The sequence below is a fragment of the Nocardia sp. NPDC050408 genome, from assembly GCF_044458905.1.
Lineage (GTDB): Bacteria > Actinomycetota > Actinomycetes > Mycobacteriales > Mycobacteriaceae > Nocardia.
In genome coordinates this window covers 234,747-249,153 of record NZ_JBITIL010000009.1, presented here as the reverse complement: position 1 = coordinate 249,153, position 14,407 = coordinate 234,747, and the positions used below count along the sequence as shown (strand labels likewise).

Sequence of the window (14,407 nt, the reverse complement as noted above, 5' to 3'; positions counted from 1 at the left end):
TCGCTGTGGGTGATCACGGCGTGAGTAGGCAGAACACGGGTCTGGTCGTGGGTTCGTGATGGATTCACGCTGTCAGGCGGCACCCACATCAACGAACGGAGATACGCCGTGCACGGAACGCTCGGACTCATCGGCTGCGGAATGATCGGTACTTCCATTGCCCGCCTGGCCATCTCAGCAGGCCTTGATGTCGTGCTGAGTAATTCGCGGGGTCCCGAGACGCTCGCTGATCTGGTAGATGAACTCGGTAGCCGAGCCCGAGCGGCCACACCCGCGGAAGTGGCACGCGCCGCGGATCTGGTGGTCGCAGCGATTCCGCTGATGGCCCTTCAAAAGCTCCCCGCGACAGCGCTGGCCGGAAAGACGGTCCTCGACACTGCGAACTACTATCCACAGCGAGACGGTCACCTGAGCGAACTGGATACAGGCGCACTGACTTCCAGCACCCTGATCCAGCGCCATCTCGCGGATTCCCAAGTGGTCAAGGCATTCAATACCATCACCCCGCACCAGCTGCTCTCCCTCGCCCGCCCGGTAGGTGCGCCGGACCGCAGCGCCCTTCCCATCGCAGGTGACAACACGGCCGCCAAAGCCGAAGTCGCCCAGCTTCTGAACCTCCTCGGCTATGACGCGGTGGACATCGGCCCGCTGACCGACAGCTGGCGCACCGAGCCGAACACCCCGGCATACATTCACCCCTACCTCGGCGAAATCCCAGCCATGGACGTCGACGCCTTCCGTCAGTGGACCCAACTAACCCCCGGCATTCCCGTCCCCGCAGCTCAACTCACCGAACTCATCGAAACCGCAGTCCGCCGGCCCGCGGGTGAAGCCAGGCTTCCCAGCGCCGACTGAACCCACCCCGAGCAGGGCGCCCGGACCGCGCCGCCGAGCAGCTTGCTTCGGACGTACACACTATTTATCGCAACTGCACATCTACGGCGGTGTGCAATTGCCACAGAGCATGTGGGGGCACTTCTCGTCGAGCCTCAACGAGCGACGTGATCAATAGCAGCTCAACATATTTGCCGATAGCGGCGGGTTCGCGGTCGGCGTGCGGGCGTTGCGGACGGATCTGGAGAGAGTTCTTCCGGATGCTGATAACGTGGGCGGGTCGTCGAGTTCTGGGCGGCTGGTAGGGCGTCCGGTGATTGTGTGTCGAAATCGCCTGTCGTGCAGGGACTGTGGGGTGACCGCAGTCGACTGTGGTTGCCTCGCCAGGGTCCGAGTTCTCGACGCGGACCTCATGGCCGGGGTCACATACGGTCGGCGTCGCGAGGAGGGCTGAACTGAGTGCTGTGGCCGCAGGCTGTGTTATCGCCGCGGTGCTTCCATTGATCCTGGCCACCTTGCTGATCCAACGTCTGGAGTCACGCCTTTGACCACGCCATCGTCAACCCGCGCCACCGCGACCGGAGTCTGCCCCGCCCAGCACGGCTCACCACTGGATCCCGGCGAACCCCGAGTGTTGTTGCATACCGAGGAGTTCGCCGCGGATCCACATCGGGCCTATCGGGAGGCCCGCAGCCAATACGGGTCGCTGGTGCCGATGGAGTTGGCGCCGGGTGTGCCCGCCACCCTGGTGGTCGGGTATCAGACCGCGGTGCGAATCCTCAATGATCCCGAACACTTTCCGGCGGATCCGCGGCAATGGGAACAGACAATTCCCGACGACTCACCCATCAAGCCGATGATGATGTGGTACCCGAACGCACTACGCAATACCGGGGCGGCGCATGCCCGCTATCGGCAGGCGTATACCGGCAGCATCGACGGAATCGATCTGCACGAACTGCATTCGACGGTCGAGAAGATCGCCATCCCGGTGATCAACAGCTTCTGCGAGGCAGGCGAGGTCGACCTGGTCACCCAGTACGCGCTGCCGGTCGTCTTCGAGGTCATCAACCAGATGGTCGGCTGCCCAACGGAACTGGGGCAGCGGGTCGCGACCGGTATGGCGATGCTCTTCGATACCGTCGAGGCGGCCGCTGGTATGGCGATGCTCAGCGAGGCGCTACTGGAGCTGGTGCAGCTACGCCGGGCCGAGCCCGGTGACGACGTCACCTCGCGAATGGCTCACCACCCGTCCAAGCTCGACGATACCGAAATGCTATGCCAGCTGATCAGTTTCTACGGTGCGGGCATCGAACCGATGCAGAATCTGATCACGAACACCCTGCTGCTGATGCTAACCGACGACCGCTTCGGCGGTGAGATGCTCGGCGGTAGCCTCTCGACCCGCGACGCACTCGACGAGGTGTTGTTCAACGACCCGCCGATGGCGAACTTCAGCATCACCTACCCGCGCCAGCCGACCCTCATCGACAACACCTGGTTGCCCGCCCATCAGCCGGTCGTGGTCAGCTTTTCGGGCTGCAATAACGATCCGGCGATCCGCGGCGGCGACCGCACCGGCAACCGCTCGCATCTGGCCTGGGGCGCCGGGCCGCACGCCTGCCCCGCGAAATCCGTTGCCTACCTGGTCGTTCAGGATGCCATCGATCAGCTGCTCGACGCACTCCCCGAGATGGATCTGGCCGTGCCCGCAGACGAATTGACTTGGCGGCCCGGACCATTCCACCGGGCACTGGCGGCGCTGCCGGTCGTCTTCCCCAAGTCCCCTCCACTGCCCGTCCTCTAGGAGATAACGATGGAGCATGAACCGCTGGTCCTGGATCTGACCGGCGCTGATATCCAAGGCGAGAACGAGCGGATCCGGGAGCGCGGACCGGTTGCGCTGGTCGCCCTGCCCGGTGGTGTGCCCGCATGGTCGGTAACCGATGCCGCCGTGCTCAAGAGTCTGCTCGCCGATCCGCGGGTGTCGAAAGACGCACGGCAGCACTGGACTTCGTTCATCAATGGCGAGATCACCGAGGAGTGGCCGCTGCTGCCGTGGATCGCGGTCGACAACATGTTCACCGCGTACGGCACCGACCACCGTCGCCTGCGCAAGCTGGTCTCGCCCGCATTCACCCACCGCCGCACCACGGCGCTGCGTCCACGCATCGAGGCGATCACCGAGGGACTGCTGAACGCGCTCGCGGCCACGCCGAAGGGGGAGGTGGCCGATCTGCGCGAGGGTTACGCCTATCCGGTGCCGATCGAGATCATCACCGAAATGATGGGTGTGCCCGAACATCTCGGACCCGGCCTGCGCAAATGCGTCGACGGCTTCTTCGACACCTCGTTCGGCCCCGAGGAAGCACAGGCCAACTACCTCGAGATGTATCGCCTGGTCAGCGAACTCGTGGCCTACCGGCGCGAAACTCCGGGCGACGATGTCACCAGTGTCCTCATCGCCACCCGCGACGAGGACGACGGTTCACAGTTGAGCGAGAAGGAACTCGTCGACACCTTGATGCTGGTCATCAATGCCGGTCACGAGACTACGGTCAATCTGCTCGACCAGGCGATCTTCATCCTGCTCACCCATCCCGAGCAGCGCGCCGATCTGATCGAGGGCCGGGTGCCGTGGTCGGATCTGGTGGAGGAGACGCTGCGCTACGAGGCGCCGGTCGCGCATCTGCCGCTGCGCTACGCGGTCGACGATATCGAGCTGGGCGAGATCCGAATTCCCAAAGGCGAGGCGATTCTCGCGTCCTACGCCGCCGCGGGCCGCGATCCGAACCTGCACGGCGCCACCGCTGCCACGTTCGACCTGCAGCGGGTCAATAAGGAACACCTGTCCTTCGGGCACGGCGCGCACCACTGCATCGGCGCCCCGCTCGCCCGGCTCGAGGCGACGATCGCCCTGCCTGCCATATTCGAGCGGTTCCCGAATATGCGGTTGGCCGTGGATCCGTCGGAATTGGCGCCGGTCGGCAGCTTCATTTCGAATGGACACCGTACGCTGCCGGTTTTCCTGGATTAGATCGGTGTCGGGGTGTCGCCCAGCGGCACCCCGCTCGATCTATTTGTGGCACCCCGCTCGATCTATTTGTGGCCGAAGCCGCGTATCGCATCGAGTTGGGCCGCTGTGCCCAGCACGATCAGAATCGTGTTGACCGCCAGTATGGTTTCGGCGAGAGGGTTGGCGATGAACTGCCCATTGGGTGTGCGAATGGCCAGCACCAGTGCACCGGTCGTCTGGCGCACCGCGATGTCCTCCAGTGTGCGGCCGATCAACGGCGAGTCCGGGGCGATATCGAATTCCTCGATCCGGTAGTCGAGCGTTTCGTCGTGCATGACCACGTCGAGGAATTCGGCGACGTTGGGCTGCAAAGCGAACGCCGCCATTCGTCGCCCGCCGATCAACTGCGGGTTCACCGCCCGATTCGCCCCGGCCCGAAGCAGTTTCGACTTCGAACCCTCGGTGCGCGCCCTGGCGACAATGACCAGATCCTGCCGCAGCGCCCGGCTCGACAAGGTCACGTAGACATTGTCGGCATCGCCGTCCAGCGCCGCGATCAAGGCGTGGGCGCGTTGGATGCCGGCGGTCTCCAGCACCCTGTCATCGGTGACATCGCCGAGCACATTGGGATATTCGAGCCCCTGCAGCCGCGCCGGATCGCGATCGACGACGACGATCTGTTTACCCAGCCCGCTGAGGTATTGCACGCACGCGGTGCCGACGCGGCCCCAGCCGCAGACGATGATATGACCGGACATCCGGTCGATGCGCCGGTCCATCCGTCGCCTCTCCATGTGTTCGCGGAGATGTCCTTCGATGAGCGCCTCGAGCAGGACACCGAACATGTACAGCGCGGTGCCCGCGCCGACGATGATGAGCACCATCGTGAACAGCTGGCCCGCAGCGTTGAGCGGGTGGACCTCGCGAAAGCCGACGGTGGATATGGTCGTCACCGTCTGGTAGAGCGCATCGAGCAACCCGAACCCGAGAATGAGGTAGCCGACGGTACCAGCCAGCACTACCAGCAGGAATGCCAGCACTGCTCGGCTGATACGGCGTAACGGGCTCACGCGAGGATTGTCCACCCGCGGCAACGGTCACATCCGGCAATTGCCGCGCAACGTAGGTTATGCGGTTGCCGGTTGCTCCTGGAGCGGTATCGGGGTGGCGGCACCCTCGATTGCGCCGACCGCCGCACCGACGGCTGCGCCGGCCGCCGCGGCCGGTGCGGCGATCACCGCGTAGCCGATGGCCGCGCCGATGACGGGGACGACCACCAGTCCCGCGGGGAGGAAGGGGATTCCGGCGATGAAACCTGCAGCCGCGCCGACCACCGCGCTGGTGGCGGCGAGCGGGGACGCTAGGGTGGCACCCACCGACGCGCCGATGATGGCGTCACCGATCATCGTATCGGCGACATGGTCGGAGCGGGCGCGGTCGGTACCCGCCGACTGAATTCCCTGGGACAGTGCGGTTTTAGCACCTCCGGACGCATCGTTGATCTGGGCGGCGTATTCGGACGGCAGCCAGTCCGGGCGATCCATCTGGAGATTGCCGATGTGAATGCGATTGTCGGTGACGAGCATCTGTGGGCCCTGGTCGGGGCCTGTCGTGTCCACGCTGTCGGTGGGGTCGGGGTTCGGATCGGCCACCAGTGCGGTGGCGCTCCACAGCGGCAAGGGAGCGAGTGCGATGTTGTCGCCGACCGGAGCCGATGGCTCGACGACGAACCTGTTGTCTAGTGGCTGTGAGTCAGCGGTCGCGGGTGCGGCGCTGATCAGGATGGCGGACAGCGGGGCCGCACTTGCCAAGGTGAGTGCGGCGGTTCGTCGACGTATGGGTCGAATCCGCGCTGTCGCTCGATGTTTGCCCATAAATAGCCTCATTCCGAACGTGGGATGCTTACTTACCTACATTCGGCGCAGCCGATCTTTCGGATGAACATGCGCTGGGGGCAATCTTTCGGTTTTGTCGCCGCGATATCGAATGGTGCCACCAGCGTCGCCCGCGATCCCGCGACCGACTCGGGACGCAGTTGCCCGATCAAAGCTGATCGGTCTGCGTTCGGCGGCGGATCCCGGGTATACGACGAGCATGACCGGACGAAAGATCGATCCGCGAACAATCGAGAACGACGAGGGCGACTTCGCGGACGAGCACAGCAAACCCACGCATGCCGACGAACATCCGCAGGAGGAGCAGTTGGAAACCGACGAATCGACGCCCGGTGGCTACGGCGGCTCGGACATCTGACGCGGATGGCGCGCGGTACGATTTCGTACCACGCGCCATCGAACTCAGCGCCATCGAACTCAGGCGACGGCGACCAAGCGCGCGGCATTAGCCGACTCGTCGTCGGCGGCCTTGTTCGCGGCCAATTCCGCCTCCACCCGCTCGCGGTAGCGGGTGATTTCGCGATCCGTGGTCGCGGCATCCCAGCCGAGTCGGGTGCCCATGAGGTAGGCCACCGCGGGTGCGGCGGTCAGGCCGCGGTCGGCGGTTTCGATCGAGATGCGGGTGCGGCGGGTCAGGACATCGTCTAGATGCAGTGCGCCCTCATATGTCACCGCGTAGACGACCTCGGCGCCGAGGTATGCACCGGCACCGGGGAGTGGTTCGGCCAACTCCGGTTCGGCGGCGATCACCTCGAACAACTCGGAGACGTCCGATCCATAGCGACCGAGCAGATGCTCGACGGTTGTGACGGGCAGACCGGCCCGCTGCGCGACGCTGTTCACATCGGCCGCCAGTTCCTGGAATCCGACGGCGCCGAGCAGCGGCAGGTGTTCGGTCACCGACGGGGCGGTCGCGCGACCCAGCCCCTTGACGGCCGCGTCCACCACATCGGCCGCCATCACGCGGTAGGTGGTGTATTTACCGCCCGCGATCACGAACAGACCCGGAACCGGTTCCGCGACAGCGTGTTCGCGCGAGAGCGTCGCGGTATCGGCGGATGCGCCCGACAGCAGCGGCCGCAGACCGGCGTAGGTGCCGACAATATCGTTGCGGGACAACGGTTCTCGCAGCACCGCATTCATATGGTCGAGGATGTACTGCACATCGGCATCGCTGGCCACCGGATGATTCTTGTCCAGCGCCCAATCGGTATCGGTGGTGCCGATGATCCAGTGCCGGGCCCACGGGATCACGAACAGCACGCTCTTCTCGGTGCGCATGATCAGACCGGTATCCAGGTCGAGTCGCTCACGCGGGACCAGAATGTGCACGCCCTTCGACATGCGTACGTGGAATGGGAAATCCACCCCGGTCATCTTGTTCATCTCGTCGGTCCAGACGCCGGTCGCGCTGATCACCCGGCGGGCGCGCACGGTGTATTCGCGACCGGTCTCCACATCGGTGACGCGGGCGCCGATCACCCGCTCACCGTCGCGCAGCAGACCGGTGACCTTGGTGCGGGTCAGCACCGTCGCGCCGTGCTGGGCGGCGGTGCGGGCAATGGTCATGGTGTGGCGCGCATCGTCGACCTGGGCGTCGAAGTAGCGGATCGCGCCGATCATCGCGTCGTCGCGTAGTGCGGGCGCCAATTCCATTGCGCGCGTGTGTGATAGGTGCCGATGCATGGGCAGCGCCCTGGCCCCGCCGATAGTGTCGTAGAGCGCGACTCCCGCGCCGATGTAGGCGCGCTCCCAGACCCGGTGCTGCAGTGGCAGCAGGAACGACACCGGGCGCACGAGATGCGGGGCGAGTCGGTGCAGCAGCAGGCTGCGTTCCTTCAAAGCCTCACGTACCAGCCAGAAGTCGAGTTGCTCCAGATAGCGCAGGCCGCCGTGGATGAGCTTGCTGGAGCGGCTCGAGGTGCCTGCGGCGAAATCCCTTGCCTCGACCAGGGTGACGGTCAGGCCGCGGGCGGCGGCATCGAGGGCGGCACCGGCGCCAACTACGCCGCCGCCGATAACGAGTACGTCGATTTCGTTGTCGCCCAATGTGTTCAGTGCATTAGTGCGGTAGTTCGAGTCCAAACGTGCGGACACGGTATGTCTCCTTGTTTCGGTGCTACTGAGTCTGCGAGTTGTCAGTCGTCGACGTCGATCCAGTCGAGCGTGCGCGCGACCGCCTTTTTCCAACGGGCGTAGCCACGTTCGCGCTGTTGCGAGGTCCAGGTGGGTGTCCAGCGTTTGTCCTCGCGCCAGTTCTGTACGAGTTCGTCGGTGTCGCTCCAGAATCCGACGGCCAGTCCGGCGGCATAGGCCGCTCCGAGTGCGGTGGTCTCCGCGACCACCGGCCGTGAGACCGGCACACCGAGGAAGTCCGCCTGCAATTGCATGCACAGTTCGTTGGCCGTGACGCCACCGTCCACCCGCAAGGTATCCAGGCGCACACCGGAATCGGCCTCCATGGCCTCGACGACATCGCGGGTCTGATAGCAGATCGACTCCAGGGTGGCCCGTGCGAGATGGGCATTGGTGCTGTAGCGCGACAGCCCGACGATCACACCGCGTGCGTCCGAACGCCAATAAGGCGCGAACAGACCGGAGAACGCGGGCACGAAGTACACCCCACCGTTGTCCTCGGCCTGCCTGGCCAGCGATTCGCTTTGCGCCGCACCGGAAATGATGCCGAGCTGATCGCGCAACCACTGCACGGCCGAGCCGGTGACCGCGATCGAACCCTCCAGCGCGTACACCGGCTTCTCGTCGCCGAACTGGTAGGCGACGGTGGTGAGCAGTCCGTGCTGGGAGCGCACGAGTTCGGTCCCGGTATTGAGCAGCAAGAAGTTTCCGGTGCCGTAGGTGTTCTTGGCCTCGCCGGGGCGAAAGCACACCTGACCGACGGTGGCCGCCTGCTGATCACCGAGCACACCCGCCAGCGGCACCTCGCCGCCGAACGGTCCGTCGGCGCGGGTCCTGCCGAACAGTTCCGGATTCGACGAGGGCGCGATGGTCGGCAGCATGGCGCGCGGAATTCCGAAGACGGACAACAGTTCGTCGTCCCAGTCGCAGGATTCCAGATCCATCAGCATGGTGCGGCTGGCATTGGTCGGATCGGTGACGTGCACGCCGCCATCGATGCCGCCGGTCAGATTCCACAGCAGCCAGGTGTCGGTCGTGCCGAAGACGGCCTCGCCCTTGTCCGCGTCGGCGGCGACGCCCGGCACATTGTCCAGGATCCAGCGCAACTTGCCGCCGGAGAAGTAGGTCGCCGGCGGCAAACCCGCTTTACGCCGAATGATTTCGCCGTGACCCGCGCGTTCGAGCTCGGCGGCGATCTTGTCGGTGCGGGTGTCCTGCCAGACGATGGCATTGCAATACGGCCGCCCGGTCCGGCGATTCCACACCACGGTGGTTTCGCGCTGATTGGTCACGCCGAGCGCCGCCAGATCGCTCGCGACGAGATTCGCCTTGTTCAGGGTGGACACAATGACCGAGCGCGTGCGCTCCCAGATCTCGGTCGGGTTGTGCTCCACCCAACCCGCGCGGGGCAGGATCTGCTCGTGCTCGAGTTGGTGCCGGGCGATCTCATTGCCGCCGTGGTCGAACACCATGAAGCGGGTGCTCGTGGTGCCCTGATCGATGGCGCCGACGTACTGGCTCATCGCTGCTGTCCTTTCGGAAAACGCATCGGGAGACAAGACAGCGAGTTCGGCGAGTGAACCGGCCGAGTGGACTTGGTCAGCAACACATTCGCGACCACGGCGACACCAAGCAGCACCGGGATCGCTGTGCCGAGGGCCTCGGTTGCGGATAGCGAGCCGAAGTTCAACGTTGAGCCTCCGTCTGCAAAGACTGCCGCGGTTGCGGCCGTTGGGGCCGACGTTACGACCGGATCGCCGAAACGGACATAGCGTGCGTTCGACAATGCCGAACGATTGTGATGGTCATCGCTGGGCGACGTCACTACTGTCCAGCGACCGTGGAGGTCGCGATGATGCAGGTCACATGCATTGCGTAGATGTTGCTCGTCGGTTGGTGTGTGTTCGACATTGTCGAATCGCGCGGATAGGTTTCCGCGTATGCCCGGTCCGATCCAATCGATCGAACGAGCGGCGGCCGTCCTACAGCTGCTCGCTCGGGGTTCCGGCCGTCTCGGAGTCGGCGAAATCGCAGGTGCGCTCGGGCTGGCCAAGCCGACCGCGCACGGCATCCTGCGTACATTGCAGGGTGTCGGGTTCGTCGAACAAGATCAGGCCAGCGGCAAGTACCAGCTCGGCGCGGCCGTACTGCATCTCGGGACGAGTTATCTCGACAACAACGAACTGCGCTCGCGGGCGATCAACTGGGCTGACGCCCTGGCCGCGCGGACGGGAGAGTCGGTGCGGATCGGCGCCGCGGCGGACGAAAGCGTTGTGGTCGTGCACCACGTCTTCCGGCCGGACAACTCCGAACAGGCACTCGAGGTCGGTGAATTGCTACCGGCGCATGCGACCGCGCTCGGCAAGGTGCTGCTCGCCTATGACGCCGAGTTCGCCGCCGCTGTTCGCGGTGCCGAGTTGGCGCCGCTCACCCGGCGCACCATTGTCGACCGGGCGGCGCTCAGCCGGGCGCTTACCGCGGTCCGGCAGGCTGGATGGGCCGGGGAGATCGAGGAATTCCGATCCGGGACGGCCGCAATAGCCGCGCCGATCCGGACACACGGCGGACTCGTGGTCGGTGCGATCGGGATCAGCGGCCCGGTCGATCGGCTCTGCGATCCGCGACTGCGGCACCGGCCGACGCTGGTCGGGCACGTCCGCGACGCGGCGCATGCGGTATCGCGGGATCTCGGTGCCGGACAGTGAGTCTCGTTTAGCTCGACCATCCGAATTTTCGTCCGACAGAAAGTAGCCGATGTCGCAACGCTATGTGCTGGCGATCGACCAGGGCACCACCTCCACCAGGTGCATCCTGTTCGATCAGCGCGCCCGCCTGGTCGGCGTCGCACAGCGCGAACACCAGCAGCACTATCCGCGGCCCGGCTGGGTCGAGCAGGATGCACTGGAGATCTGGCGCAATGTCGAGCGGATCGTGCCGCAGGCGCTGCGGGATTCCGGTATCGCCGCGGAACAGGTTGCGGCCCTTGGTATCGCGAATCAGCGCGAGACAACGGTGGTGTGGGATCGCCGCACCGGTGTGCCGATCCGCCGGGCAATCGTCTGGCAGGACGTGCGCACCGACGAGCTGGTGCGCGAATTCGAAAGCAAGCCGGGTGCGGAACGGATTCGCGAACTGTGCGGCCTGCCGCTGGCCGGTTACTTCGCCGCTCCGCGGCTGCGCTGGCTGTTGGATATCATTGCGGGACTGCGGGATCGGGCCGAGCGCGGGGACGTGCTGTTCGGCACCATGGAGACCTGGCTGATCTGGAATCTGACCGGGGGACCGGACGGCGGTGTGCATCGCACCGATGTCACCAATGCCAGCCGCACGCTCTTGATGAATATCGCCTCACTCGCCTGGGATCGAGAACTGTTGGAGTTCTTCGGAATTCCAGCCGCGATGCTGCCGAGCATTCAGCCGTCGACCGCATCCTATGGGACGACCAGCCGGGTCGTACCCGGCATCCGGATCGCCGCCGCACTCGGCGACCAGCACGCCGCGCTATTCGGCCAAACCTGTTTCGCCCGTGGGGAAACCAAATGCACCTACGGCACCGGCGGCTTCCTGATGATGAATACCGGGCGCGAGCTGGTGCAGTCCTCGCACGGTCTGCTCACCACCATCGGCTATCAGATCGAACCCGAACCGGTATACGCACTGGAGGGGCCGATCGCGGTCACCGGCTCGCTGGTGCAGTGGGTGCGCGACAATATCGGTCTGGTGTCGAGTGCGCCCGAGATCGAAACCCTCGCTCGCACAGTCGAAGACAACGGCGGCTGCTATATCGTGCCCGCCTTCTCCGGCCTCTACGCACCCCATTGGCGCAGTGACGCAAGGGGTCTGATCATCGGCCTGACCTCCTACATCAACAAGGGCCACCTCGCCCGCGCCGTCTTGGAGGCCACCGCCTGGCAGACCCGCGAAGTCGTCGACGCCATGAACGCCGACTCCGGACTCCAAGCCCGCACCCTGCGCGTCGACGGCGGCATGACCTCCGACAACCTGCTCATGCAGATCGTCGCCGACGTCCTCGATATCCCCGTCATGCGTCCCTTCGTCGCGGAAACGGTCTCTCTCGGAGCCGCTTACGCCGCCGGACTGGCCGTCGGCTACTGGCCCGATCTCGAAGGCCTACGCAGCAACTGGCGCCTCGCCGGACAATGGATCCCCCAAATGGACCCCACCCACCGCGAAGACGAATACGACAACTGGAAACGCGCCGTAGCCCTGACCTTCGGCTGGTCGCGCTCGAAGCGATAGCGTGTGGTGATCAGGTGCCGTGTCACGGCTCGGCGGAAACCTGAATCGCGCTTAGACTCCGGCGGTGCGAGCTTCCTTGCGAACGGCCATCCTCGGACTGATCACCGCAGTAATCGCGATTGCCGTCGGGCTGACGCCGGTGGCCTTAGCGCAGCCGGTTGATCCGGCGTTCTGTGGCACCCCGCTGTCGGCGGACGAACTGGACACCATCGCGCAACTCTCCGATACCAGCACGCTGACCGGAGATACGTTGCAACGCTTGGAGAGCGCGGTCGCGCGCCACCATGAGATCACCGAGATACTGGTCGCCCACCGGGATCGGCGCGGACTGTTTCCGCTCGGACTCGACGGTGTGGAGCAGGTGGCGGTAATGCCATTACAGCGCGATCCCGGTGCGTTTCAGGATCGGGAGTACGCGCATGCGATCAGCCTGGAATTGCTGCGGCGATTCCTGGTCAATGTGCATGCGGCATTCACCGGCGCGCCGGTCGAGCCGCACTGGGCGCGGTATTTCGAACTCGCTCGCAGGTGCGAGGTATCGCCCGCCCACGTCGCCATGGCGGGCTACAACGCGCATTTGACCGTTGATCTCCCATATTCGGTGGCGACGGTTGCGAGTAGGCCGGAGAACGCGCCCGACTACTTCGAGATCGTCGACGGCATCGCCGCCTCCGGTCAGGTGATCATCGACCGTACCAAGGAGATCTACAACGGCGATCTCGGTCCGCTGTGGCGGTTCTATTTCGTCGGCGAGGGTCTGGACCTGTTGCTCGGCGCGGGCGTGGCGACCGGTCCGCTGCTACGGGCCGCCGATCTCGGATACAACGTGGTGATCTATGGAAATGGCCTGGCACTGGAGGATCCTGGACTGCACGATGCGACCGCGGCGGAGATCCGGCTGCTCAGCGGTTCCGTCGAAACAGCGTTGGATGTGTTGACACTGCTCAGAGGTCTGTGAGACGCCTAGTCTGTTCGGGTTCGATCAGGTACGGCAAGGAGTCGCGGTGGGCATATCACTCGTCAAGGGACAGAATGGCCCGCTCGCGGCATCGAATGTCGTTGTCTCGGTGCGATCCATCGCCCCGGCCGATGTCTCGGCATTATTGGTGACCGAAGCCGGCCGCGTTCGCACCGACGCCGATTTCGTCTTCTTCAATCAGCCGCAGGCGCCCGGTGTCGAACTGCGATCGGGAACGCCTGCGGCGCTGGCCGTTTCCGCGGCCCAGGTACCCGCCGATATTGCCCAGATACGGGTGGTCATCACTTTGGACGAATCCGGGGCAACTTTCGGGCAATTCGCGCCGCCGGTTGCGACTGTTGCCGACGGAACAGGAAATGCACTCTACGAGTATGTGATCGAGGGACTCGACAGCGAATCTGTTGTTATCGCACTGGAACTGTATCGGCGTAATTCCGAGTGGAAAGTACGTGCGGTCGGGCAGGGCTATGCGGGCGGTTTCGCCGCGCTGGTCACCGACCACGGGGTGAGCGTCGACGACGAGCCCGCGCCGCCCGCCACCGCGGAGGTCCGCACCGTGCCCGGCGAAGCCGAACTCTCCTTCGAGAAGCGCGCCCAACTCGACCTGCGCAAACGCGAAGTAGCCAAGGTCCTGATCAACAAGAACGCCTTCGGAATTCGCGCCCGCGTCGTCCTGGTCATCGACAAGACCCTCAGCATGAGCAGGCAATACAGCAAACAGGTCGTGCATCGCGTTGTGCAGCGGATGATCCCGGTGGCCACCCAGCTCGATGAGGACGGCACCCTGGAGGCCTACCTCTACGCGTTGTCCTTCGCGAAACTGCCCGATATCACCGTCGAGCACGCCGAGGCATGGGCCCAGACCTTCTTGCACCTCACCGGCACTCACCAAGGCATCGACTATGCCGGGATCGGCGGTCGCAATGACGAACTGCCGATCATGCGCGACATCATCGCATCGCTGCGGCCCGGCGATGCGCCGACCCTGGTGCTGTTCTTCACCGACGGCGGCTTCGCGAAGAAGCGCGAGATCGCCGCACTCATGCGCGATGCGTCCCGTCTGCCCGCCTTCTGGCAGTTCGTCGGCCTCGGCAGGGCCAACTACGGCCTGCTGCGCACCCTCGACGAAATGTCGGATCGGGTCGTGGACAACGCGGGCTTCTTCGCCCTCGACGACATAGACCAGGTGGACGACGCACAGCTGTATGCCCGGTTGCTGGGCGAATTCCCGGACTGGCTACGCGCGGCCGGCCGAGCGGGCATCCTGCGCTGAATCGTGCCGGTCCG

12 protein-coding genes are annotated in these 14,407 nt (G+C 64.9%); 8 read left to right on the top strand and 4 right to left on the bottom strand.

Annotated features, from left to right (window positions below; translation table 11 throughout):
- Nucleotides 1–108 precede the first annotated feature (108 nt).
- From ACIBJI_RS26015 to ACIBJI_RS26005, 3 genes are all read left to right on the top strand, one after another.
- A complete protein-coding gene (locus ACIBJI_RS26015; protein ID WP_364345676.1) occupies nucleotides 109–855 on the top strand; it encodes an NAD(P)-binding domain-containing protein in 747 nt (248 codons plus the stop codon).
- A gap of 523 nt (nucleotides 856–1,378) precedes the next feature.
- Nucleotides 1,379–2,641 carry a cytochrome P450 gene (locus ACIBJI_RS26010; RefSeq protein ID WP_364345674.1) on the top strand — a complete coding sequence of 421 codons (1,263 nt, stop codon included), beginning with the start codon at nucleotides 1,379–1,381 and terminating at the stop codon, nucleotides 2,639–2,641.
- A 9-nt stretch (nucleotides 2,642–2,650) separates the two neighbouring features.
- Nucleotides 2,651–3,871: a cytochrome P450 gene (locus tag ACIBJI_RS26005; RefSeq protein WP_364345672.1), complete on the top strand. Its 1,221-nt coding sequence runs from the start codon at nucleotides 2,651–2,653 to the stop codon at nucleotides 3,869–3,871.
- Nucleotides 3,872–3,933: 62 nt separating this feature from the next.
- Here the strand turns inward: ACIBJI_RS26005 and ACIBJI_RS26000 are convergent, their stop codons facing one another.
- On the bottom strand, nucleotides 3,934–4,920 hold the full coding sequence (locus tag ACIBJI_RS26000; protein ID WP_364345670.1) for a potassium channel protein: 987 nt from the start codon (nucleotides 4,918–4,920) through the stop codon (nucleotides 3,934–3,936).
- 57 nt (nucleotides 4,921–4,977) lie between these two features.
- Complete coding sequence (locus ACIBJI_RS25995; protein ID WP_364345668.1) at nucleotides 4,978–5,724, bottom strand: hypothetical protein; 747 nt, start codon at nucleotides 5,722–5,724, stop codon at nucleotides 4,978–4,980.
- Nucleotides 5,725–5,944: 220 nt separating this feature from the next.
- Between ACIBJI_RS25995 and ACIBJI_RS25990 the strand changes: the two genes are divergently transcribed.
- On the top strand, nucleotides 5,945–6,103 hold the full coding sequence (locus ACIBJI_RS25990; protein WP_364345666.1) for a hypothetical protein: 159 nt from the start codon (nucleotides 5,945–5,947) through the stop codon (nucleotides 6,101–6,103).
- Nucleotides 6,104–6,162: 59 nt separating this feature from the next.
- Here ACIBJI_RS25990 and glpD read toward each other — a convergent pair whose 3' ends face one another.
- A complete protein-coding gene (gene glpD / locus ACIBJI_RS25985) occupies nucleotides 6,163–7,842 on the bottom strand; it encodes a glycerol-3-phosphate dehydrogenase (RefSeq protein ID WP_364345664.1) in 1,680 nt (559 codons plus the stop codon).
- A 41-nt stretch (nucleotides 7,843–7,883) separates the two neighbouring features.
- Complete coding sequence (glpK, locus tag ACIBJI_RS25980; protein WP_364345662.1) at nucleotides 7,884–9,404, bottom strand: glycerol kinase GlpK; 1,521 nt, start codon at nucleotides 9,402–9,404, stop codon at nucleotides 7,884–7,886.
- A 417-nt stretch (nucleotides 9,405–9,821) separates the two neighbouring features.
- Between glpK (ACIBJI_RS25980) and ACIBJI_RS25975 the strand changes: the two genes are divergently transcribed.
- The 4 genes from ACIBJI_RS25975 to ACIBJI_RS25960 all read left to right on the top strand — a co-directional run bounded on the left by ACIBJI_RS25975 (nucleotide 9,822) and on the right by ACIBJI_RS25960 (nucleotide 14,393).
- Nucleotides 9,822–10,586 carry an IclR family transcriptional regulator gene (locus tag ACIBJI_RS25975; RefSeq protein ID WP_364345660.1) on the top strand — a complete coding sequence of 255 codons (765 nt, stop codon included), beginning with the start codon at nucleotides 9,822–9,824 and terminating at the stop codon, nucleotides 10,584–10,586.
- Between the two features lie 49 nt (nucleotides 10,587–10,635).
- Nucleotides 10,636–12,141, top strand: coding sequence for a glycerol kinase GlpK (gene glpK / locus ACIBJI_RS25970; protein WP_364345658.1), 1,506 nt, complete (start codon nucleotides 10,636–10,638; stop codon nucleotides 12,139–12,141).
- 64 nt (nucleotides 12,142–12,205) lie between these two features.
- Nucleotides 12,206–13,099 carry a DUF5995 family protein gene (locus tag ACIBJI_RS25965; RefSeq protein WP_364345656.1) on the top strand — a complete coding sequence of 298 codons (894 nt, stop codon included), beginning with the start codon at nucleotides 12,206–12,208 and terminating at the stop codon, nucleotides 13,097–13,099.
- A 46-nt stretch (nucleotides 13,100–13,145) separates the two neighbouring features.
- Entirely contained in the window at nucleotides 13,146–14,393 is a 1,248-nt protein-coding gene (locus tag ACIBJI_RS25960; protein ID WP_364345654.1) for a VWA domain-containing protein, read from the top strand.
- The last annotated feature ends 14 nt before the right edge of the window (nucleotides 14,394–14,407 follow it).

Coding starts and splice junctions, on each gene's coding strand:
- ACIBJI_RS26005 (WP_364345672.1), top strand. CDS start 2,651: ATGGAGCATGAACCGCTGGTCCTGGATCTGACCGGCGCTGATATCCAA.
- ACIBJI_RS25995 (WP_364345668.1), bottom strand. CDS start 5,724: ATGGGCAAACATCGAGCGACAGCGCGGATTCGACCCATACGTCGACGA.
- ACIBJI_RS25990 (WP_364345666.1), top strand. CDS start 5,945: ATGACCGGACGAAAGATCGATCCGCGAACAATCGAGAACGACGAGGGC.
- glpK (WP_364345662.1), bottom strand. CDS start 9,404: ATGAGCCAGTACGTCGGCGCCATCGATCAGGGCACCACGAGCACCCGC.
- ACIBJI_RS25975 (WP_364345660.1), top strand. CDS start 9,822: ATGCCCGGTCCGATCCAATCGATCGAACGAGCGGCGGCCGTCCTACAG.
- glpK (WP_364345658.1), top strand. CDS start 10,636: ATGTCGCAACGCTATGTGCTGGCGATCGACCAGGGCACCACCTCCACC.